The sequence below is a fragment of the Shewanella putrefaciens genome (genome assembly GCF_016406325.1).
Lineage (GTDB): Bacteria > Pseudomonadota > Gammaproteobacteria > Enterobacterales > Shewanellaceae > Shewanella > Shewanella putrefaciens.
The window spans coordinates 2,276,612-2,298,250 of sequence record NZ_CP066370.1 but is presented as its reverse complement, the minus strand read 5'-3'; the positions used below and the strand labels follow the sequence as shown (position 1 = coordinate 2,298,250).

The 21,639-nt window shown below is 44.6% G+C and carries 14 protein-coding genes; 6 read left to right on the top strand and 8 right to left on the bottom strand.

Features of this window, described 5'->3' with window-relative positions; translation table 11 throughout:
• Positions 1–8 precede the first annotated feature (8 nt).
• From recC to rmuC, 7 genes are all read right to left on the bottom strand, one after another.
• A complete protein-coding gene (gene recC / locus JEZ96_RS10260; RefSeq protein WP_188960011.1) occupies positions 9–3,695 on the bottom strand; it encodes an exodeoxyribonuclease V subunit gamma in 3,687 nt (1,228 codons plus the stop codon).
• Between the two features lie 151 nt (positions 3,696–3,846).
• Positions 3,847–5,976: a transglutaminase TgpA family protein gene (locus tag JEZ96_RS10255; protein ID WP_025007707.1), complete on the bottom strand. Its 2,130-nt coding sequence runs from the start codon at positions 5,974–5,976 to the stop codon at positions 3,847–3,849.
• Complete coding sequence (locus JEZ96_RS10250; RefSeq protein ID WP_128090313.1) at positions 5,973–7,037, bottom strand: DUF58 domain-containing protein; 1,065 nt, start codon at positions 7,035–7,037, stop codon at positions 5,973–5,975. Before JEZ96_RS10250 ends, JEZ96_RS10255 begins: the two co-directional genes overlap by 4 nt.
• Before the next feature lie 71 nt (positions 7,038–7,108).
• Positions 7,109–8,020 (bottom strand): AAA family ATPase, encoded by a 912-nt coding sequence (locus JEZ96_RS10245; RefSeq protein WP_025007705.1) that lies wholly within the window; start codon positions 8,018–8,020, stop codon positions 7,109–7,111.
• A 146-nt stretch (positions 8,021–8,166) separates the two neighbouring features.
• Complete coding sequence (locus JEZ96_RS10240) at positions 8,167–8,871, bottom strand: EAL domain-containing protein (protein ID WP_025007704.1); 705 nt, start codon at positions 8,869–8,871, stop codon at positions 8,167–8,169.
• Between the two features lie 215 nt (positions 8,872–9,086).
• Positions 9,087–11,012 carry a transglycosylase SLT domain-containing protein gene (locus JEZ96_RS10235; RefSeq protein WP_061783340.1) on the bottom strand — a complete coding sequence of 642 codons (1,926 nt, stop codon included), beginning with the start codon at positions 11,010–11,012 and terminating at the stop codon, positions 9,087–9,089.
• Between the two features lie 77 nt (positions 11,013–11,089).
• Positions 11,090–12,646 carry a DNA recombination protein RmuC gene (gene rmuC / locus JEZ96_RS10230; RefSeq protein WP_011789234.1) on the bottom strand — a complete coding sequence of 519 codons (1,557 nt, stop codon included), beginning with the start codon at positions 12,644–12,646 and terminating at the stop codon, positions 11,090–11,092.
• A gap of 242 nt (positions 12,647–12,888) precedes the next feature.
• Here rmuC and msrP point away from each other — a divergent pair, with 242 nt between their 5' ends.
• Positions 12,889–13,923, top strand: coding sequence for a protein-methionine-sulfoxide reductase catalytic subunit MsrP (gene msrP / locus JEZ96_RS10225; protein WP_011789235.1), 1,035 nt, complete (start codon positions 12,889–12,891; stop codon positions 13,921–13,923).
• 22 nt (positions 13,924–13,945) lie between these two features.
• Entirely contained in the window at positions 13,946–14,578 is a 633-nt protein-coding gene (msrQ, locus tag JEZ96_RS10220; RefSeq protein WP_014610516.1) for a protein-methionine-sulfoxide reductase heme-binding subunit MsrQ, read from the top strand.
• Positions 14,579–14,651: 73 nt separating this feature from the next.
• Here msrQ and gloA read toward each other — a convergent pair whose 3' ends face one another.
• Positions 14,652–15,062, bottom strand: coding sequence for a lactoylglutathione lyase (gene gloA, locus JEZ96_RS10215; RefSeq protein ID WP_014610517.1), 411 nt, complete (start codon positions 15,060–15,062; stop codon positions 14,652–14,654).
• 621 nt (positions 15,063–15,683) lie between these two features.
• Here gloA and JEZ96_RS10210 point away from each other — a divergent pair.
• From JEZ96_RS10210 to JEZ96_RS10195, 4 genes are all read left to right on the top strand, one after another.
• Positions 15,684–16,841 (top strand): cation diffusion facilitator family transporter, encoded by a 1,158-nt coding sequence (locus JEZ96_RS10210; RefSeq protein ID WP_025007702.1) that lies wholly within the window; start codon positions 15,684–15,686, stop codon positions 16,839–16,841.
• The gene (locus JEZ96_RS10205; RefSeq protein ID WP_011789239.1) at positions 16,841–17,290 is read left to right on the top strand and encodes a MarR family winged helix-turn-helix transcriptional regulator; all 450 of its coding nucleotides are present in this window, start codon (positions 16,841–16,843) and stop codon (positions 17,288–17,290) included. The genes JEZ96_RS10210 and JEZ96_RS10205 overlap by 1 nt, the downstream gene beginning before the upstream one ends.
• Positions 17,291–17,502: 212 nt before the next feature.
• Complete coding sequence (locus JEZ96_RS10200) at positions 17,503–19,608, top strand: prolyl oligopeptidase family serine peptidase (RefSeq protein ID WP_025007701.1); 2,106 nt, start codon at positions 17,503–17,505, stop codon at positions 19,606–19,608.
• A 288-nt stretch (positions 19,609–19,896) separates the two neighbouring features.
• Positions 19,897–21,522, top strand: coding sequence for a phosphoethanolamine transferase (locus JEZ96_RS10195; protein ID WP_061783339.1), 1,626 nt, complete (start codon positions 19,897–19,899; stop codon positions 21,520–21,522).
• Positions 21,523–21,639 lie beyond the last annotated feature (117 nt).

The window sequence follows — 21,639 nt, the reverse complement described above, 5'->3', positions numbered from 1 at the left end:
ACCCATCTTTATTCTCCCCGTGAGATATGCTGTTGTGTGCTAACGCTATTGATGTCGGCCGTTGGATCTAAGTTAACACTACCGAGGTTCATGCCATGATTGATGGCAAAGTCCTCAAGCTGAGCCAGCGTGTCTTTCACGTATAAACTGACCATGGGGCGATAAATACGGTCGGCGAGTACGCCAAAGGTGTTTTCAGTAAAATCCTGTGGGAATTGGAATAGCCGTTGATAATGTGGCTCTGTACCTTCACCTATTTCTCCTTGTTCATCTAGCCATTCAGCCTGTGCCTCATTGAGTCTTTCAGCATGTTCGCCTTCACTGCTCGCGTAAGCAAGGGCGGTGCGTGGCATAAAACACAGGGGATGCTGTTGACCTTGATAAAAGAGTTGCAGTAAATCAGTCAATAGCTGGTGGGCGTGCTCTGGCGTGATGGGCGAAAGCGCATGAAAATGTCCCATATCCAATAGATAGCTAGCATGGTCATACCCCATCGCCATAAGGCACAGGTGGCGTAAATACAGCCTCAATATATCGCGGCCATGGGCACTGCCGGGTCGGTAATTGATGAGTCCCTTAGGGCTAATATCATCAATGCGACCTTCAAGCCATACTCTGCGCGTTTGACTGGGCTGAGTTGTGGGTGAAATCGCTAAATCGAAGCTGAGCCTAATGTCTGCATGATGGCTCTGCTGCTCGCCTTTAAGGAATAAGGTCCTGCCAATAAGCGGTTTAATGTCCTGCTGATATTGGCGTAGCAGTAGATCGTCAAAGGGATGCATGGGCAAGTTACCACTGGCTTTTAGGCGTTTTAAAAGCTCAATGTCCGGCTCTAACACACCTTGGCTTATGCTATTGTCGAGTAGTTGTGCTTGTAACATATAGCGTTCAAGGGCATTTAAGCTAAAGGGTTCGTCATTGTCATCAGCTTGAATATTAAGGCTTAAATCAACCTTGAGTGTACGGTTAAAGAAGTATTGTGCCGGATTACGAAAGAAGCGGATCAAGGCTGAAATATCCAGATGTTCTTCTTCAATAATAGCGGCCTGTGTGATTTCATTCTCGACCACTATCCGAGTGAATTCATCGATAAAACGACCATTATCCGTTCGAGTATTGGGTGGACACCATTGTTGGCTGTAACTTTGCTTGATCCCTTTTGTGCCCGCCGTTTCGGCTTGGTACAACTTAGGATCAAAGGGTTGCAATGGCTGTTGACTGACAATCTCATTGAGCAGGGCTTTTTCTACCTCTTCACTGTTACTGATAGTGGCAAGCTGCGGCGATAGATCTTCAGGCAGATAACAAAGCTGACAATATTCAATCAGTTCAGAAACAAGCATCGAGGCGATACGCTCCGAGTTGTCCCTTTCACTGCGACCAATGTAGCTGATATATAACTGCTCGCGCGCTGAGAGTAGGGCTTCTAAAAACAGATATCTATCATCAAGACGGCGGGAGCGATCACCTTTGCGCGGCCCAAAGTGGGCCATAAGGTCAAAACCGACTGGGTGTTGCACCCTTGGATATACCCCGTCATTCATCCCGAGCAAACAGACAAGCTTAAAGGGAATGGAACGCATGGGCATAAGGGTACAAAAGTTGACACTGCCTGCGAGATAGCGTTGACCAACGCGGGATTCCGTTAAACGCTGATTAAACCATTGCTGTAATACTTCGATGCTTAAGGTTAGCGATGTGGCGATATCGGCTTGGGCTGTTGATAGTGCCTCAATCGGTTTTCCTGCGGATAATAGCTCTTGTTCTAGGGTGGCAATGGCATCGCGGATATCTTGTAACTGCTCGCGCTCGTCTTCATCTGTGTCGTAAAAGGCGTCTAATAATGTCGTTAATTCCATTAAACGCACGGCGCCCGTTTGGGGCTTTTCGAGTATTTGTTGGGTTTCATCGAGTGTTTCGATAAAGTTGAGCAGTTTACCGAGTGCTTGTGCCGATTGTCCTTCTATGCCGGTAACCACTAAATGATCTTGATAGAGCGGCGCATCGTCACTTAAGGCATAACCTAAGATCAGCCGTTTTATGCCAAAGGCCCAAGAGTTTTGCTCAAATGCGGGGACACCTTGCTTTAGGCGACTTTGTTGATCTCGGCCCCAGCGGACACCAGCCTCATCAAGCCAACGGCGGATCAGCTGTAATTCATCGTCATCAAGCTGAAAACGGCGCAAAATGGCGGGTACTTCGAGGATGCTAAGGATATCGGTCAAGCCGAAACGACTTTGATTAATCCCAAGTAAATTCAAAAAACTATTAATAAGAGGTGATTCTTGTGCCGCGCCGCGATCCGCGATGGCATAGGGAATATAATGCAGGCCCTGTTTGGCAGCGAACACGGCATCGATATAAGGCGCATAGGCGGCGACATCGGGCATCATCACGACAATATCTTTGGGGGACAATTGGGGATGGCGACTTAACATATCGAGAAGGTGATCGTGTAGGGTCTCGACTTCTCGCAGTGGGCTATGGCAGCTCTTAACGAGTATTGACTCGTCATCTTTTTTAAGTATGCGGCGTGCTGCGATATTTTGGTAAAGCGCAGCATCAGGCCCAAGTACGCTATCTAAGGTCTGCATCTCTAAAATATCGTATTGCACCCCGTGGAGCATACTGGCGTGACTGGCAGGATCGTTAGGGTCATCGCAAGGTTCACAGTAAACATCATCACCAAAATCACAATGCTCGGCGGGAAGCTCAAGCAACATATCGAGTAACTCACGCCCCATCTTGCCATTGTTTGCTAACAGAGGATTACCAACCTCGAGTTTATCCTCCCATTGCTCTGCTAATTGGCGCTTGCCTGCGTATTGCACCGCCATGCGTGCACGGTGCCGTGGATCGATAATATCACCCCAATAATGCTGGCATGGACTCAAACTCAAGATAATCACATCAATACGGCTTGCTAAATGATAAAGCACTTCAAGGGTTTGAGGCGCCATTGATGAAATACCAAATACAAAGAGCCGTTGAGGCAACGGGGTTAGTGAGGTATTGGGATCATTGAGCACTTCAATCAATGCGCTGTGCAGGTTTGCCCTGTGATAATGGCTTTGATTGAGTTCATCTCGATTAAAGGCAACTAAGGCGCGCCATAAAATAGGCTGCCAGCGTTGGTCTTCATTGAGCGGTTTGTTGAGCGTTATAGGGTGCTGGTTTTGCTCCCAAGCTAACATCCAGTCGGGGCGATAGACTAAATATTGATCGAAAATATCGGCAATACGACCGCACAACTGATACAGCTTAATATCATCGGCAGGACGCTGATGCGCCAATTCATCCAATCCATTTATGTGAATGTCACTTAACGCATGTAAACTTATGTCACCTAAATAGTGCCTAAGTGGCCCAAAGGCATCATCCGCTAACAGACGGGGCAATAACTGCATGAGTTTCCAGGTCATTGCGGCCTTAGTGAAGGCGTTTTCCTTCGGGACATTAGGTAATAAATGGTGGCACAACTGCCATGTAAAACTGGAGGGCAGTGGAAATTCGAGTGCTGCTGCAATACCATTTTGCTTTGCAATTTCAAGACGTAACCAAGTCGACATACCGGGGCTTTGTACCAGAATATGCTCACTGCGTAATAGGCGTGTATTGGGGACACTCTGGCGAAGGTAAGCGGCTAAATGGGCACAGAGTACTTCCATTTGATTAGACTGGATTAACTTTAGCATGGGCAACTCGTGGTGTTGTGAGTGACTATTGTTTAACAAACAATGGTTTGTTTAAGTAGCAACAAGGTAAATGACAATAGTGTCAGTAAAAGCAATTCTATGTGTTTGATTTATAAGATTCAACTCTTTACTTTTTCAGTTGATTTAGTGCCTATTTTAATGGGTTATTCGGCCGTATTAATCGCCAATATACTGCCTTTGCCGTGTTGTTAAATTGCCTTAACTGTTGTTGATATACTTTGGGGGATAAATTTTGATATTTAAGCGCGACATAGCTTTGGGTTAATGCATTAAATAGGGTGCAAAAGTTAGGTGCTTTATGTTGATAAACTTTCATCACTTGCGCGGCAAAATCATTCGGGCCTTGACCTTCTTGACGCGTTATCCCATGTGCTGCAAGGCGTAAACAAATTTTTTGATAGCGTGAACTTATCGGATCATTTGTCTGCTTACGGTGAAATAATCCCACGCTGTAGGCGATATAAAGTCCAATCAAACTTAGGCACAACCCCATAAATACCGCTACTTTGGTTTTAGTGACATCCCCTAAAATATGACTGAGCACCTGATTTTGTCTTTCTTGATTAAAGCCTAATACCCACATACTCCAGTAGTAATCTATGCTGGCAAAGCGTTGTCTTAGCTCATTGAGCCATGGTGTGGATTTAAAGCGTAAGCTACTAAAAGGGCTTTCTTTTAGGTAACTGTCCTCTGGTGTAAATTCGGCATCAAAACCGAGTTCAATACGATTAGGCGCCACCATAGCTGTGGGGTCGAAACGTACCCAACCTTCGTTCTCAAGCCAAACTTCGGCCCACGCGTGTGCCATATATTGATATACGCTCAGATACCCCGCTTTGGGATTATATTCACCGCCTTGATAGCCCGTGACCATACGCGCGGGGAGACCCGTCGCCCGCGCCATAAAAATCAATGCAGTTGCATAATGCACGCAAAAACCCGCTTTATTTTCAAACAGAAAATCATCCACTTGCTGTGGCCCTAGCGTAGGTGGTGTAAGCGTGTAGAAAAAGGGCTCAGTGCTGAAATATTGCATTATGGCCCCGAGGCGTTGTTTGGCATCGGGGTAGGTTTGCTTAAATTGCTGCGCAAGTTGCAGGGTACGTGGATTACTTTTATCTGGTAGCGCCAGATTGATATCCCTTTGCCGAGAAGAGAGTACAAGATCCATTTTGGCATGGGGCCAAGAATCAAGCTGATAGCTCATTCGCTGATCGAGATTACGTAGGGCTACAATGCGATAATCGGGTAGATTGACTACCGCTTTATCTTCGCTGTAGGCCACATCAAGACCAAAAAGCCATGGCTGATGACTTGGCTCGGCAATGATCTGATATCGATAAACCTGCACCTGTTGACGGCGAACCTTTGCTTGATTGTCCTTCATGTTTAACGTGGAGATCTGTAGGGCAGGGCTTGGTCTAGAGGGTGGAAAAATCAAGGCATCCTGTTGCAGTTTTTTGATCCCTTTCTCTTGTCGCCATGTCACTCCGTCGTAATCTTCCATCACCAATGCCCGCCAATAAAGGTCAGCATGATGTGGCGTGTGTTCTGTAAAACTTGCTCTAAAGGCAAGCTCGGTGGAGCGGGTTAGTTTATTGATATCACCAATGGCAAGGATATCGGATAAGCCTGTTTTGGCCTCTTTCATATTGGGGACGAGCCAGAGCGGTGTAAAGCGGGGCAAGACTAAAAAGAGCAATAACGCGAGCGGTACACTCTGTAACAGCAACTTGCCCCCAAACCACAATGTATGTTGCCATCTGTATTGACTTTGATATAACGTCACAAGTACGCAGGTATTCACCACTGTCACTGTGAGCAAATGCACAGTGCTTAGCATAGATTGGTGATCTATAAAGGTCAGCGCAATCAGAAAATAGCCAACTACCACTACAGCTCGAACATCCCTTTGATTACGCATCTCAATGTATTTTAAGGCATAACCTAAAATAAGCAGATTGATTAAGGCATTGAGTACCCCCATTTGACCTGAGACCAGTGCTAAGGTGATGGCAGCACCAATAGCCAAACTTGTCACTAAAAAGCGCGGCGGTTTCGCCACTTTGCCTATATAAATGCCTATGCGCCAAAGTAGACAAATTGCGCAGATCCCAAGTGTCCAAGGGGTTGCTTTATCAAATAAGGGGCTTAATACGGCAAGGTTAGTCAGTAGCAGCCAAAAGAGAGTTTGACGGCTGATATTGTCACCGATTTGTGGGACTGTGATAACTTCATCCGTAGGCTTTGATAGGCTCATTTTGAGCGGCTCGGCGTGAATGTGCGCAGTTTCTCAATGTTTTCCTTGGCGTTAAAAAGTGAATCAGCGCTAGCACTATGGGGGAGATCACCCGCTTGTGGCGTGTGTGGATTGAGCCGATAGAGTGCCAGAGCTTTCAGGCAAGCCATGCGATGACGATTGCCGACAGCGGGCGGCAGAATAATATCCTTGCCAGAAGGGATGTGTAACCAGAGGCCAAAATGCTGCTCACCTTGACTCAGTTTATTCACTTGCCAACTTAATTGGCTTAATTGGCGCTCAAGCGATTTAGGTTCGGGCCTCAGTATTAACCATAGAGGCTTACCTTGAGGTTGCTCGAATTCTTTACTTAGCATGCCGCGTCCCTGCGCCCATTGTTTCCAGGCTACTTGCTTAAGGGATTCGCCCAGTACATGGGGTTTGAGCCCTTTAAACTCATCAATACCCGCTACATGTTGGCCTGTGAATGTGCTGGGTGGCTCAGTGTGTTCAAGCCTTGCTAAAAGTTGGAGTGGGGTTTCTATTGGTTTTGGATAGACGATATGAGTGATAGCCAAATCAACATAGGACCAGGTACGACAAAGCCCCAGTGGATAGCAAGATTCAATGGTCAGTCGTCCCGGTCTCACAATACCGCGTTTTCCATGTTCAAAGGGAACGAGGGCTTGGACTTCATCTATGCCGACTAGCATAAGCGTGTAACTGTGATTGTTTGGGTATTTTAGGTGGATATGATAACGGTTATGGTGGGATTTAAGCTGAATGGGGAAGGTGAGAGTTTGCCCCGCATAAACTTCAGGCGGTATATCTGCCCGTAAATGTAGCCCAGCAAGGTTGTTATAGCTGTAGAGAATACAAGTGTGAAAAAGACTTAAGAGTAAAATACTTAACCCGATCACCAAATTGTTTTGGTAGTTGGTTCCAAATATAAATAACAGTAAAACAAGACTGAGCCAGATAAGCCCAAACCCACTGGGCAGAATAAAAATACTGCGATGGCTGAGGGTGATTTCGGAATTGGGAGGGAGGCGTCTTTCAAGCCATTGCTGCCAAATGCGCATGATTAATCGTTTCACTCTGTCCTCATCATTGATGCTGGTTTTTGTCTATATCACGACATTCATCTTACCCATTACATAATGGGATTCACGCTGGCGAGGATACGCTCTGAAATCGCTTCGCCTTGTAATTGGCTACTGGTTCTGAGTCTGTGCTCCGCGACACAGCCAAATACGGCTTGTACGTCTTCTGGGACAAGGTAATGCCGTCCTGCTAAAAATGCCCATGCCTTTGCTGCTTGCAGTAAGGCTTTGGTGGCGCGGGGAGATAACCCAAGGCTTTCAGTGTGAGTGCGAGAAAAGCTCACTAAAGCCAAGATGTAATTGAGTAGGGCATCGGATGCACTGACCTTGTCACATTGTTCTTGTAACTGCATTAAGGTCATCGGGGTTAAACATTGGGGCAATTGATCCAGTATTTGCGGTGTATGGCGAGTTTTAAGCATGGCAAGTTCAGCTTCGTGGCTTGGATAACCAATGGAAAGCCGCATCATAAAACGGTCTAGCTGGGATTCAGGTAGCGGAAACGTACCCGATTGATCCGTTGGATTTTGTGTTGCGATAACAAAAAAGGGATGTGGGAGTTTGTGGGTGATGCCATCAACGGAGATTTGCTGTTCCGCCATGGCCTCAAGCAGGGCACTTTGAGTTTTGGGGCTTGCGCGATTAATCTCATCGGCTAAGACCATTTGTTTGAAAATGGGGCCAGGGTGGAAAATAAATTGCCCTTGGTGCTTATCAAAAATGGAGACTCCTAAAATATCGGCGGGAAGCATGTCGCTAGTGAATTGCACTCTTTGGTAACTGAGGCCTAAGCTTTGGGCGATAGCATGGGAAAGACTGGTTTTGCCCATGCCGGGGAGATCTTCAATCAGTAAGTGGCCGCGGGCGAGTATGCAGGCGAGTGCGAGGCGAATTTGCCGTGGTTTACCCAGTAGCACTTGCTCAAGTTGTGCTAATAGGTCGTTAATCCCTGATGGTGCCACACTAGACTCCTTATGCCATGCTAGAGGAGAGTCGATAATCGACTCGTCCTATCACTATGGTGGATAATTCCCTTGATATCCAGTTGGGAGTAATGAGTCAAAGGTGCATTACATATTTTTCAATAAAACCGAGCTTAGTGATGAGGTTAGGTAAAATGTAAGGTTTCTGTACTTATCGGGCGAATAAACCATGACTTGAATAAAAACCCTTGCACTAAATGTACGCCAATATCTTTTGCAAAGGCTAGGTGTGCTTCAGTTTCTATTCCTTCCAGAATACAGCGCTTTCCTGAGCGTTTTGCAAAGTCGATAAGTGCAGTTAACAATTGGATCCCCTGAGGTTGTGTAATCAAGGTTAACCAATGGCGATCAAATTTGAGGTAATCCACATTCATCATTAATTCCACAGATAACATGGAATGGGGCGCACCAATATCATCGAGTGCGACGTTAATGTTGGCCTCCTTAAACTTTGTAAAAAGTTGGTTGGCAAGATCTGCATCGCTCACACAGGTATTCTCAATGATTTCGACCGTGATCTGCTGATAGTCTGATAACAAGGCTAGCAGCTTTGCTGTATGCGGTCCGTCAACGGCATGTGGGTCAACATTAATAAAAATGGGTTGGTTTCGCGGAGCATGAGCGAGCTGAAATGCTTTTGCTTGATATTCAACAGCCGCTAACATTTCTGAGGATTCATGTAATTGCTCGAATACAAGATTAGGCGCAATGGCCTTACCATCGGGAAAATAAAAGCGGGCGAGGGCTTCATAACCGTCAATGGTTAAGGTTTGTGGATCGACAAAGGGCTGGTATTCACTGCTTAGACTGAGCGTTTTAAGGTTAATCATTGGCCAAATACGAGAGCTAAATCATTCAATTGCTTATTATTTGCATTTAACCTCTGGGAGTGCAAATAAGTTTTGACTAATTTGGTTTGATCGCGGATTTTGTATGCATTTTTACTCTCATATAAAACGCCCGATAAGGAATATCGGGCGTTTTAGGAGACAATCAGTGCCAATCAATTTTGATACGAGGCAAGCCGTATAACGAAGATTTGCAATTAATAGCTAAATTTTAGCTCAGCATCACTGAACAAGGGTTGTGGATTTTTCTTTTGCGCTTCGTAAATCAAGCGGTAACTCAGCACTGCTTGGACATATTCACGGGTTTCAGTGAAGGGAATGGACTCAATAAATCCCATGGTATCCAATCGTCCATTGGACTCTGCTAACCAGCGGCGTACCCTTGAGGGGCCAGCATTATAGGCTGCGGTGGCGAGTACACGGTTTTGATTAAACTCTTTTAAAAGCTGGGCGTAATAGGCGCTACCCAAATTAAGATTAAGCTCCGCACTGTAAAGATCCTTAGGATCGCTATATTTTGCGCCGTGTTTTTTAGCGGTGGCTTTGGCGGTTGCAGGCATAATTTGCATTAAGCCGCGGGCGCCAACACCAGAGGTCGCATAGCGATAAAAAGCACTTTCGCGGCGGCTAATTGCACGGATTTCATCGATATTAACCCGATGCTTTTTGCTGGCATGTTCAAATCCGGGTTGATGTGCCATGGGAAAGCGTAGGGGAATATCGTCCCATAATTTGCCTTGGATACTCGCCTCGACACCAAAATCATACCAACCTTGAGCATGGGCATAACGGCCGTAGCGGGCCCGCATTGGGTTGTCGCTGCGCTTGAGTAACGTAACCCATTCATAACGGGCATCGAAATATCGATCCAGCGCCATCAGTTCTTTTACGCGTACAAAACCTAAGTCATCCTCTAGTTTTGGACTGCTTGCATCCACAACAGGCTCAGGGCTTTGGTTGAGCGATACCGGTTTATTTAACAGTTGTGAGGCGGCAAAACCATAGAAATTACGCTCGTTACTGATGGCTCCGAGTGCTTTTGTTGCGCTATCAGGGGCATTTTTTGCATTGGTGCGGTATAACCAGTATTGCCAACGCTCTTTGGCGAGGGTTTCTGGTTCGAGTAAGTTTAGGTAACGGGCAATATGGGTTGTATCTTGTTTGCGAATGGCCCACCTTAAACGACGCTCAACTAAATCATCGCTTTTCATTTCGGGTAAGAGTGTATCCACGAAATCTTTATGATTGTCATCCTGCTCAATTAATACTCGACGGACTAAGAACTTTTGCAGTTGTTGTGCTTGAGCGGGAGTAAAGCGCTTAGACTTTTGATATCGGGTATATAAATGGATGGCTTGGTCGAGATCCTTGCGGGCCAGTCGCTTTAACCCAAGGGCGACAATATCGCCCACAATGGGATTTTTATCGTTGAATTTTTCGGTATGTCGTAGGCTATTCGGATCCTTAAACACCGCCACTAAACGCTTAGCTTCGTTATTATGGGTGGTGATTTTTTGGGATAAATAACTCAATAAACTGGTTTCGCCCTCATCAAAACTTAGCAGCATTCGCGCCCAAATCAGATCTTGAGTACGCTTGCCCGCTTTTATCCACGCGTTAAAGAGGGGATCACATTCTTTAGGACGAGAACCGCCATAAACCCACAGTGATTGTGCGGCGGCATAGGCGGTTTGCGTTTCACCCTTGGCAAGTTTGGCCTCAAAAAAAAGACACTGCAGGCGAATATCCGAGGGTGGATCTTTCGCTATCACAAGAAAGTCATTCCAGCGTTTTTGACTACCTGCATTGGTTAAATACTTCGCGCGCAAGCGGTTATACATAGGGGTGGTTTGGTATTTATCAATAAGCGCCTTGGCTTGAGTGCCCGGTAGCGCATTGAGGTTACCTATATCGATATCATGGTCTAAATAAATCGCCAGTGGATAGTCACCCAATTTTGCGCGAAGGGGTTTATAGTTTGCATAATCTTGTTTTTTTAGCGCTTTTTCTGCTTCTAAAAATGTTTTTTGAACTGGGGTCAAGGCGAAAGCAGCAGAGGCATTGAATGCACCAGCTATGATAATTGCGCTCGATAAAACCATATTCATTAATGGCTTGCACATGCAGAACTTGCCTCCTGTAATGTCATTATCGATATTTTAGTATCGATTCAAGGTGAAAATGATTATTGTGTTTTTGCTTAATAGGGTTCCAGTTCGGCAATTCCCTGTGGCCCATGGGCGAGTGTTTGAGTTGGCTCATCGTCCTCTGTGTCACTGTCGTCTTGCGCTTCATTCAATGCTTTTTGCAGCAACATTTTGTCCAATTGTTTACTGGTATCTACACCGAGTTGCTGCATTAAATGGGCTTGGCGAACTAAGTTACCTTTGCCCGATGATAGCTTGTTCATTGCACTATGGTAGGTTTTTTCCGCGTTATCTAAGGCACGACCAAGCTTTTCCATGTCTTCTATATAGCCACATAATTTATCGTAAATGCGGCCAGCCTGCTTGGCGATAGTTTGAGCATGTTGGTTTTGATATTCATAACGCCAAATATTGTTGATTGTACGCAGTGCCACTAAAAGATTGGTCGGGCTGACCAGCATAATATTTTGCTCTAGTGCAAAATTCACTAAACTTGGGTCGTGCTCCAAGGCGAGCAAGAATGCAGGTTCAATGGGGATAAACATCAGCACATAGTCTAAACTTTTAAGCCCATGTAAATGTTGATAATCCTTCTGGCTCAATCCCTTAATATGGTTACGAATCGAGATTACATGCTCGTTGATAGCCTGTTGGCGTAGGGCGGGATCTTCACTGTTAAAATAGCGCTCGTAACTCACCAGTGACATTTTGGCATCGATTACGACATCTTTGTTTTCGGGAAGATGGACGATGACGTCGGGCTTAAATCGTTTGCCATTATCATCTTTTAAATCCTGCTGAGTATGGTATTCATGCCCTTCACGTAGACCACTTTCTTGTAGCACGCGATCGAGTATCACCTCTCCCCAGTTGCCCTGTTGTTTGTTATCTCCTTTGAGCGCTTTCGTGAGATTGATGGCATCTTGGCTCATCTTTAAATTGAGTTCTCGTAGATGTTCGAGTTGATGTTTAAGGGCACTGCGCTCGGATTGTTCGTGGGTGTAGGATTCTCGGATTTGTTGTCTAAACCCTTCAAGCTGTTGTTTTAGTGGGCCTAAGACACCCTCTAGCTGGCTGGCATTTTGGTGCTTAAAGTTTTCGCTTCGCTCTTCAAAAATACGATTCGCCAGGTTTTCAAACTGGGTTTTAAGACGCACCTCGGCGGTTTCTAAGGTGGCAATTTTTTCCTGAAGGGACTCCTGCTGGGCATCGGCCTTCGCTTGAATGGTCTGCTGCATGGCATTGGATTTTGATAATGCTAACTGCAATTCTAATTGGCGACGCTGGCTATCGTTAAGCTGCAGCTCTAAACTCGGTACACGCTCGGCTAAGGCTTCGGCTTTACCTAATTGCTCAATTTTTTGCTCTAATCTTTGCTGGTATTGACGTAATTGTGCTTCTTTGTCATCGACCAGTATTTGTTGTTGTGCCAATGAGAGTTCAGCATCTTCATTGACTTGACGCATTTCTTGTTCGAGTTCGTCTTTAAACTGCTGCCAACGCTGGCGGGTTAAACGTTGATTGAGAAGGGCACCAATCAAAAGACCCAAGAACGCGATGGCGATAAAACCGATGATGTCGGCAACGGAAAAAGATTGAGAAAATGGCATGGTCAATTGCACTCCTTTAGCATTGGCGCTTAGGTTCGCATGCTCCCCAAAAGGCTTCAAGTGCTTTAATGAACAATCTCTGTGAGTCTGGCTTGAATGAGCAAGTCTTATACGTTTAAGCTGAAATATCCGTGAAGTGAAAGTTTTTTAAGGATTTCGCTGTCTATATCTGTATCTACCGCAGCTTGGCTCTACTGGGCGCTGCGTGACCATAAAATGGCAAAACAAAGTTGAGGTGTCAATTGGCTCATTCTTCCCGTTTCACCCAAGGTATTCTTAAAAAAGCGCAGTGGCATATTCAAGATAATCAAGTCACGCCTGAATCTGTTTTTCGTTCACGCAGGCATATTGTTAAAGCATTAGGACTTGGCGCGATCGGGGCGAGTATTCCAGGTTATGTGCAGGCGGGTTTGTTTGATCTTTTTGGCGACCAACCTAAAACATCGTTTATCACGACACCACTGACCTTCAAAACGAATTCGTTATATGGCGGGAGTGACGGTTTAACGCCCTTTGATAAAGTCACCTCCCATAATAATTTCTATGAATTTGGCACCAGCAAGCAAGATCCAATGGACAATGCCCAAGGTTTTAAGGTTGATCCTTGGCAACTTCGGATTGAAGGTGAGGTTGAGCGACCCATGACATTGGACTTTGACCAACTCACGAAAATGTTTCCCTTAGAAGAGCGAACCTATCGTTTGCGATGCGTCGAAGCGTGGTCAATGGTGATCCCTTGGGTGGGATTTCCCTTAGCTGCATTACTTAAAAAAGTGGGGGTGACCAGTAAAGGCAAGTATGTTGCCTTTGAAACGGCTTTCGATCCTGAACAAATGCCCGGCCAAAAAAGTCGATTGATGGGCGGGGGAATACATTACCCCTATGTTGAGGGTTTAACCTTAGCCGAAGCCATGAATGATCTGACTTTGCTGTCGGTGGGGTTATATGGCAAAACCTTACCCCCACAAAATGGCGCCCCCATTCGATTAGTGGTGCCGTGGAAATATGGTTTTAAAAGCATTAAATCCATAGTGCGTATTCGAGTCATGGACAAACAACCGCCTACGAGTTGGAATCAGTTAGCGTCCCATGAATATGGTTTTTATGCCAACGTCAATCCCGCAGTAGATCATCCCCGTTGGTCACAGGCGACTGAACGTCGGATCGGTGAAGGTGGATTATTTTCCGCGACGCGAATCGATACTCAGTTGTTTAATGGGTATGGTGAGTTTGTCGCATCGCTCTATGATGGCATGGATCTTCGCCAATTTTATTGATCATCATTTATATGGGAGTGGGATGTTGAGATTAACGGCGAAGCATGTCATTTGGCTTAAGAGTGTGTTCCACTTAATCGGTGTTATACCTATTGCCTATTTAGTTATCCTAGTCACAACGGGTCGCGCGGGTGGCGATCCGGTCCAGTACATCATTCACTTTACTGGAATGGGCGCACTCAATGCATTAGTGGCGACCTTACTTATCTCACCCATTGCTAAGCTCACTAAACAAGGTGTATTAATGCAAACCCGCCGTTTAGTCGGCTTATATGTATTCGCCTATGCTACCTTGCATATTCTGGCTTTTTTTAGCTTGGATTTGCTGTTTGCTTGGGGCCTTTTGTTGAGTGAAGTAGTGAAGCGCCCTTATATCCTAGTGGGTGCCTTTGCTTATCTTATCTTAGCAACATTAGCTGTGACCTCGTTTAAGGCATTAATGCGTCGAATGGGGCGTCGCTGGCAAATAATCCACAATGGCGTGTATTTGGTTGCCATACTCGCACCTATTCATTTTTATTGGTCGGTTAAATCGGAAATTATTGAACCGAGTTTATATCTTGTGGGGTTTTGTTTGTTATTGCTATGGCGGTTACCATTGAGATACAAAAAGCGTGTTGGACGGGATATTACAGACGGGAAAATGGCAAAATAATTTGTCAGAAGCTTAAACGCTGCGTTAAGCCTTACTGGCAAACGCAGCGTTTAATGATCGCTTAGTCTATCGATTAACCTAAACCTTGAGTGGCTGATTTCATTTGAATAAATTCAATCTTATAACCATCTGGATCTTCGACAAAGGCGATTTCTGTTGTGCCACCAGCGACAGGACCTGGTGCGCGTGTGACTTTACCACCTGCTGCGGCAATGGCCTCACAGCGGGCATAAATATCTTCATCACCAATAGCAAGGTGACCAAAACCTGTGCCTAAATCGTATTTATCTGTGCCCCAGTTATAGGTCAGCTCAACGACGGCTTGGCCTGTGGATTCCTCGCCATAACCAACGAATGCCAAAGAATACTTATACTCTGGATTTTCAGAGGTACGTAGTAATTTCATGCCTAATATTTGGGTATAAAAAGCGATACTGCGTTCTAAGTTACCGACGCGGATCATAGTGTGTAACAGTTGAGACATAGGTTTCTCTCGGTCAATGAATTGCGCGGTCGAGTATAACAAAAATGTGCTTTTATATGATGCTAAAAATTGCGTTAACGAGATCATTAATACTGATTGACCTGAATGTGGTGTTAGGCTAGGGAACGCTGTTTTTTACCTGTGTGCGTGCTTTTTTGAGACCAATAGTAGATAAAATGCCCGATAAATTGGTTGTTGCTCACAAAACAGGGAATCAAACATGGTTTTTATCATTAGGTTGATAATAATGTAGCCATACCAACTAGGAGAGTGAATGATGAACACCGAACTTAAAATGGCCTTAGGTACAACTGTTGTTATTGCTTTGTTTTTCAGTGCGTTCTTTGTTTCAATGTTTTGATTTAGCTCGTGTTAACCTGCCGTAATTTCGTTGGACGACAAAACCGAGATTTTCAATCTTAGATTGTATATAAGGTTATTGTTCGTTTCTTATGTAAACAAAAAGCCGCAATAGCGGCTTTTTGTTTACCTCAAATTTGGTTTAGCAAAATAGTTTGAAAAATAACTAATTTGATATTCATATATTTTGATTTTCAAACTATAATCCCGAGCCAGTGAGTATCACTTATCAAGCCTTATGTGGCGTAGGGAATTTATATAATGAAATCAGAACATTCAGAACAACCAGCCAGTGGTCTAGATGCCGCAAACACCACTACAGGGCACGCAATCACAAAGTGGCAGCATTCCCATGGCTTTTCGAGCCAAAATATCGCTGGCGAGAAAAATACACGCTATGTTCTCTATTTAACGCTGATCACTATGGTGGCAGAGATTGTCGCTGGTACGATTTACGGCTCAATGGCACTGTTAGCCGATGGTTGGCATATGGGCACCCATGCTGCGGCTTTTATGATCACCTTGTTTGCCTATTCCTATGCCCGTAAACATGCCAATGATCCTACTTTTGCGTTTGGTACAGGAAAGGTGAGTGTGCTCGGTGGTTACACTAGCGCGATCGCCCTAGGTTTAGTGGCATTAATCATGCTGGTTGAATCTGGGATACGACTTATCAATCCTGAGCAAATTCATTTTAATGAAGCGATTTTTGTGGCTGTGATAGGGTTAAGTGTAAATGTGCTGAGTGTCTTTTTGCTCAAAGATCATCATAGCCATGATCATGGTCATCATCACGGTCATGACCACTCCCATATGCATTCTGAACATGAGCATGTTCATCACGATGATGAACACCATGACCATACACATTGCCACCATAATGCTGAGCATGAGCATGAGCATGAGCATGAGCATGAGCATGAGCATGAGCATGAGCATGAGCACAAGAGTCAGAAGGCACATGGTGGCCATGACCACAACCTACGCGCCGCCTATTTTCATGTGTTAGCCGATGCGTTAACCTCAGTGCTCGCTATTGTGGCATTGCTATTTGGTAAATATATGGGCTTAACTTGGCTCGATCCTATTATGGGAATTGTCGGCGCCGTCATTATTAGCCGCTGGTCTTGGGGGCTTATTCAGCAAACCAGCCCCATTTTACTCGATGGCGGTGTGAAGGAATCATTGCAGCGTAGGGTTAAACAAACAATCGAAGCTGTGCCGGATCATCAAGTGGCCGATTTACATATTTGGCGTCTGAGTGCAGATCATCATGCTATGATGGTGTCCATTGTGTCTCACTCACCGAAAGAAGCCAGTTATTTTAATCAGTTACTGAGTCAATTTCCTGAGTTATCACATATCACTATTGAATTACACACTTGTCGCCAAAGCGAGTGTTTGGCTAAGGAAGTTTAATGACAGCGGGGCATCCCAATACCACTCAACATCATTCGACTGATCACAGCTTGAACCATGTGATTATTGAGTTTTACGAAAAGCTGTCGTCTTGGGAACATGCTATCGTGCGTGACAAAGGCTTCAGCTTGTCACAGGTGCATACCATTGAGTTACTCGGCGTGCATGGCGCCATGAGGATGAAGGAACTGGCCGATAAAATCGGTGTCACTACGGGTACCCTTACCGTACAAATCGATAAAATGGTGGAAGCTGAGTGGGTTGTACGTCGTCCCCATGAAACCGATCGTCGTTCGATTCTGGTGGAGTTAACCGAAAAGGGCCAAACTTTGTTCCTCGAACATGATGCTCTGCATCTACAGCTCACCACAGATCTCACCGCTAAAATGAGCAGTGAAGAACGTATCGTGCTGCTCAATTTATTGTCTCGTATGAATAACGAGTTTTAATTTACTCTATTTCAGCCACTAAAAAGCGTCCCTCGTGGACGTTTTTTTTATAGCACGACATCCTTAAAAACGCGACTCATTCTAGATTAATCATCAGCTATTACAGCACCTTACCTTTTGTTACATTCTTGTTGGATTAATAGTTGAACTGGAGATTAATTAAGGTAATGTAAGGGCAGATCTCAAGATGGACTTTGTTTAAAAGGAATAGAATGAATAATAAATTACTGCCTTGGTGCATTGCAGGAGTGCTCGGTATGAGCGGTCAACTTCACGCAGAAGAAGATAAATACATTTGGTTAGAAGATGTTGAAGGCGCAAAGCCGATGGAATGGGTGAAAACCCAAAATGCTGCATCTGCCGCCGAAATTAAAGCGTTTAAAGGTTTTGATACCTTAGTGGCGAACAGTCTTGCCATCCTGAACGATAAAGAACGCATTCCCTACGCGACCCACATTGGCGACAAGTTATACAACTTTTGGAAGGATGACACCCATGTGCGCGGTATTTATCGCCGTACTACCATGGAAGAATATGCTAAACCCGATCCCAAATGGGAGACTGTGCTTGATATCGATGCCCTAGGCAAAGCTGAATCCGTCAATTGGGTATTTAAGGATATTAGCTGTCAGTATCCCGAAAATGAGCGCTGTTTTGTCTCACTTTCCCGCGGCGGTGCCGATGCGGTGGAAGTGCGAGAATTTAATTTAAATACTAAATCCTTTGTTGCCACCAAAGATAAGCCATTCTTTTTGAAAGAAGCCAAATCAAGTCTGAGCTGGATAGATAAAGACCATGCCTTTGTTGGTACTGATTTTGGTGATGGTCAAAGCATGACTGACTCAGGTTATCCACGGGAGGTGAAACTCTGGCAACGGGGTACACCACTCGAGCAAGCGAAACCGATTTTCACAGGCGACAAAACCTCAGTCGCAGTATCAGGTTGGGTACTCTTCGATGATAAAACGCCCCTTAGCTTAGTCACCGAAGCACATACTTTTTATACCGCAACCCAATATGTTTACCAATATGGCAAACTTATTAAACTACCAGTGCCAGAAGATGCTGAAATTAAAGGCTATTTTAAAGGTAAGTTATTTATTGAGTTAAAGAGCGATTTAACTAATGATTTAACTAATAAGGACGGTAATTTTAAGCAAGGCGCGGTCGTGTATGCCGATGTGGCGGATCTTATCGCCCAAAAAGCCAAATTCAGTTTATTTGTGAGCCCGACTCAGACCGCATCGATTGCGCAGCTCAGTTTTAGTAAGAGTGCGATTTTCGTGAATTGGCTCGATAACGTGAAAAGCAAATTAGTGCGGTATGAGCAAGACGAAAAGGGCGCTTGGCAAAGCACCCAAGTTCCATTCGAAGCGAATGGCGCCTTGACGGTAATGGACGTTGAGCAAGACAGTGATGATTTTTTCGTGAATTACACCAGTTTTCTTGAGCCTTCAAGCCTCTATACGGTTAACGCAAAAACCTTAAATCCGAAGAAAATTAAAGGTATGCCGCAACAGTTTGCTGCGGATAAGTTTAAAACTGAGCAATACTTTGCGACGTCTAAAGATGGCACTAAAGTACCGTACTTTGTGGTAATGGCTAAGGATCTTAAGTTAGATGGCACTAATCCTACGCTACTTTATGGCTATGGTGGGTTTGAAGTCTCACTGCGTCCATCCTATTCGGCCACCATTGGTAAGAATTGGTTAGAGCAGGGCGGCGTATATGTATTATCTAACATTCGTGGCGGTGGCGAATATGGCCCAGCTTGGCATCAAGCGGCGTTAAAGCAAAATCGACATAAAGCCTATGAGGATTTCGAGGCAATAGCGGAAGATTTGATTGCCCGTAAAATCACGTCAAGCAAACATTTAGGCATCCAAGGTGGCAGCAACGGTGGCCTGTTAATGGGGGCAGCATTTACCCGCAGGCCGGATCTTTACAACGCTGTTGTATGCCAAGTGCCTCTGCTTGATATGTTGAGATTCAACAAGTTGCTAGCGGGTGCCAGTTGGATGGGTGAATACGGTAATCCTGATATTCCTGAGGAATGGGCTTACATTAAAACTTACTCTCCGTACCATAATCTGCATAAAGACGTGCATTATCCCAAGGTCTTTTTCACCACATCGACCCGTGATGACAGGGTTCACCCAGGCCACGCTCGTAAGATGGTGGCTAAGATGAAAGACATGGGAATTGGTGTCTTGTACTACGAAAATATTGAAGGTGGCCACGCTGGCGCTGCGGATAATAATCAAGCTGCGGAACTTAATGCGATGACGTTTGCCTACTTATTACAGCGTTTACGATAATTGTCATACGAGAAACACATAGACGTAATAACTCAGTCGTAAAAGATTGGGTTATAAAAGACAGAGTTGTAAAAACAGAGTAGTAAAAACCGAGCAAGTCCCTATAGGTTGGGGAGTAAAACGGCCGAGTTTATTGATATTCGGCCGTTTTTTTATGGATAACAGGGAGTTAATAAGGTTTGAGCTAGGGGCGTCGCTTGCTACTATGGCGCGAAAATTAAGTCGTAAGATTACCTTAAGAAAATTAAGTTAGCTTCGGCCAACGGCCAATTTGAGAGAGCGTTATCGGTGCTAACAAGATTTAAGACCTTATCAGTGAATCAATTTACGCTGATCACTGCATTGTTCTATGTGTGTATTTTTAATATCCCACTCTTTACTTTTATTCACGAAGGTATTGAAAAACAGCCTGAGGTAGAACCGCTTTTTATCGCCAGTATGCCACTGTTTTTTACCTTTGCCCTTGGCTTGGTATTTTCGTTTTTTTCGGTGAAGTATCTACTAAAACCCTTGTTTATCGTGCTCACCTTAATGTCGTCGACGGTATTTTTTGCCACGATGAAATACCAGGTTGTATTTGATTACGGCATGATTGAAAACATTTTTCAGACGAATCAGGCGGAAGCCTGGATGTATATTAATGTTGCTTCAGTGGCTAATTTACTGTTAACAGGGATATTGCCAGCATACCTTATCTATAAAGCCGATATTCAATACAAACCGTTCTTTAAGGAGTTGGCACATAAAGTATTTTTTATGCTAATAATGCTTGCTGGTATCGGGGTGATTGGTTTTTTCTATTTTCAGGATTACGCCACGTTTGGTCGAAATAACGATGGCCTGAGACGTTATATTGTGCCAACTTATTTTGTGGGTTCGGTCTCTAAGTACATGTATTCACATTATTTACAAACACCAATCCAATATGAAACACTTGGATTGGATGCAAAAGATGTCAGTGCTACCCCTAACCATAAACCCAACTTATTGGTGCTGGTGGTCGGGGAAACTGCACGTTCGATGAACTACCAATATTATGGCTATAAAAAGCCAACCAATGCCTATACCCAAGATCTTGGCTTGATAGTGTTTAAGGATACCCATTCCTGTGGTACCGCAACGGCGGTGTCCTTGCCCTGTATGTTTTCAAGAATGGGGCGCAAAGATTACGATTCACGCCGCGCTTATGCTCAAGATACGGTTATGGATGTGCTGAAACATGCTGATATTGAGGTGAAGTGGTTTGATAATGACTCTGGGTGTAAAGGCGTTTGCGATCGCATAGAGAATATCACTGTTGATCTCAATAGTGATCTTAAACTCTGCTCTGGGCAATATTGTTTTGATCAGGTGTTATTAGAGAAATTAGATGAGGCGCTTAATAGCGCAAAAGCGAAAGACACTGTGCTTGCCTTGCATATCATTGGCAGTCACGGTCCAACTTATTTTCTACGTTATCCCCCGCAATACCGTCGATTTATACCCGATTGCCAACGCAGTGATATCCAAAATTGCACCAACGAAGAGTTGGTAAATACCTATGACAACACGCTGCTGTATACGGACTATATAGTGAGCGAAGTCGTTAAAAAACTTCAAAAACAGCAAGATAAATTTAATACCGCGATGTTATATCTCAGTGATCATGGTGAATCATTGGGGGAAAAGGGGATGTATTTACATGGTGCGCCTTACAGTATTGCGCCGATAGAACAAACCAGTATCCCCATGTTAGCTTGGGTCTCTGATCATTTCAGTCAAGATAATCATTTAAATATGGCGTGCTTGGCCGAACATGCTGACAAGGGAGGATACTCCCATGACAATTTATTCGATAGCCTCTTAGGGTTAATGAATGTGAAGACTGAGGTGTACCAAAGCCATCTTGATATTTTTGCCTCTTGTCGTAGCTAATGGACGGTATTAGATAAGATAAACCTATGCGAATGTCAGGTATAGGTTTAAAACCGTCACAATAATTATGCTTCCCCATATCCAAATTCGATCAGTTGAGCTAACTTATGTTATACA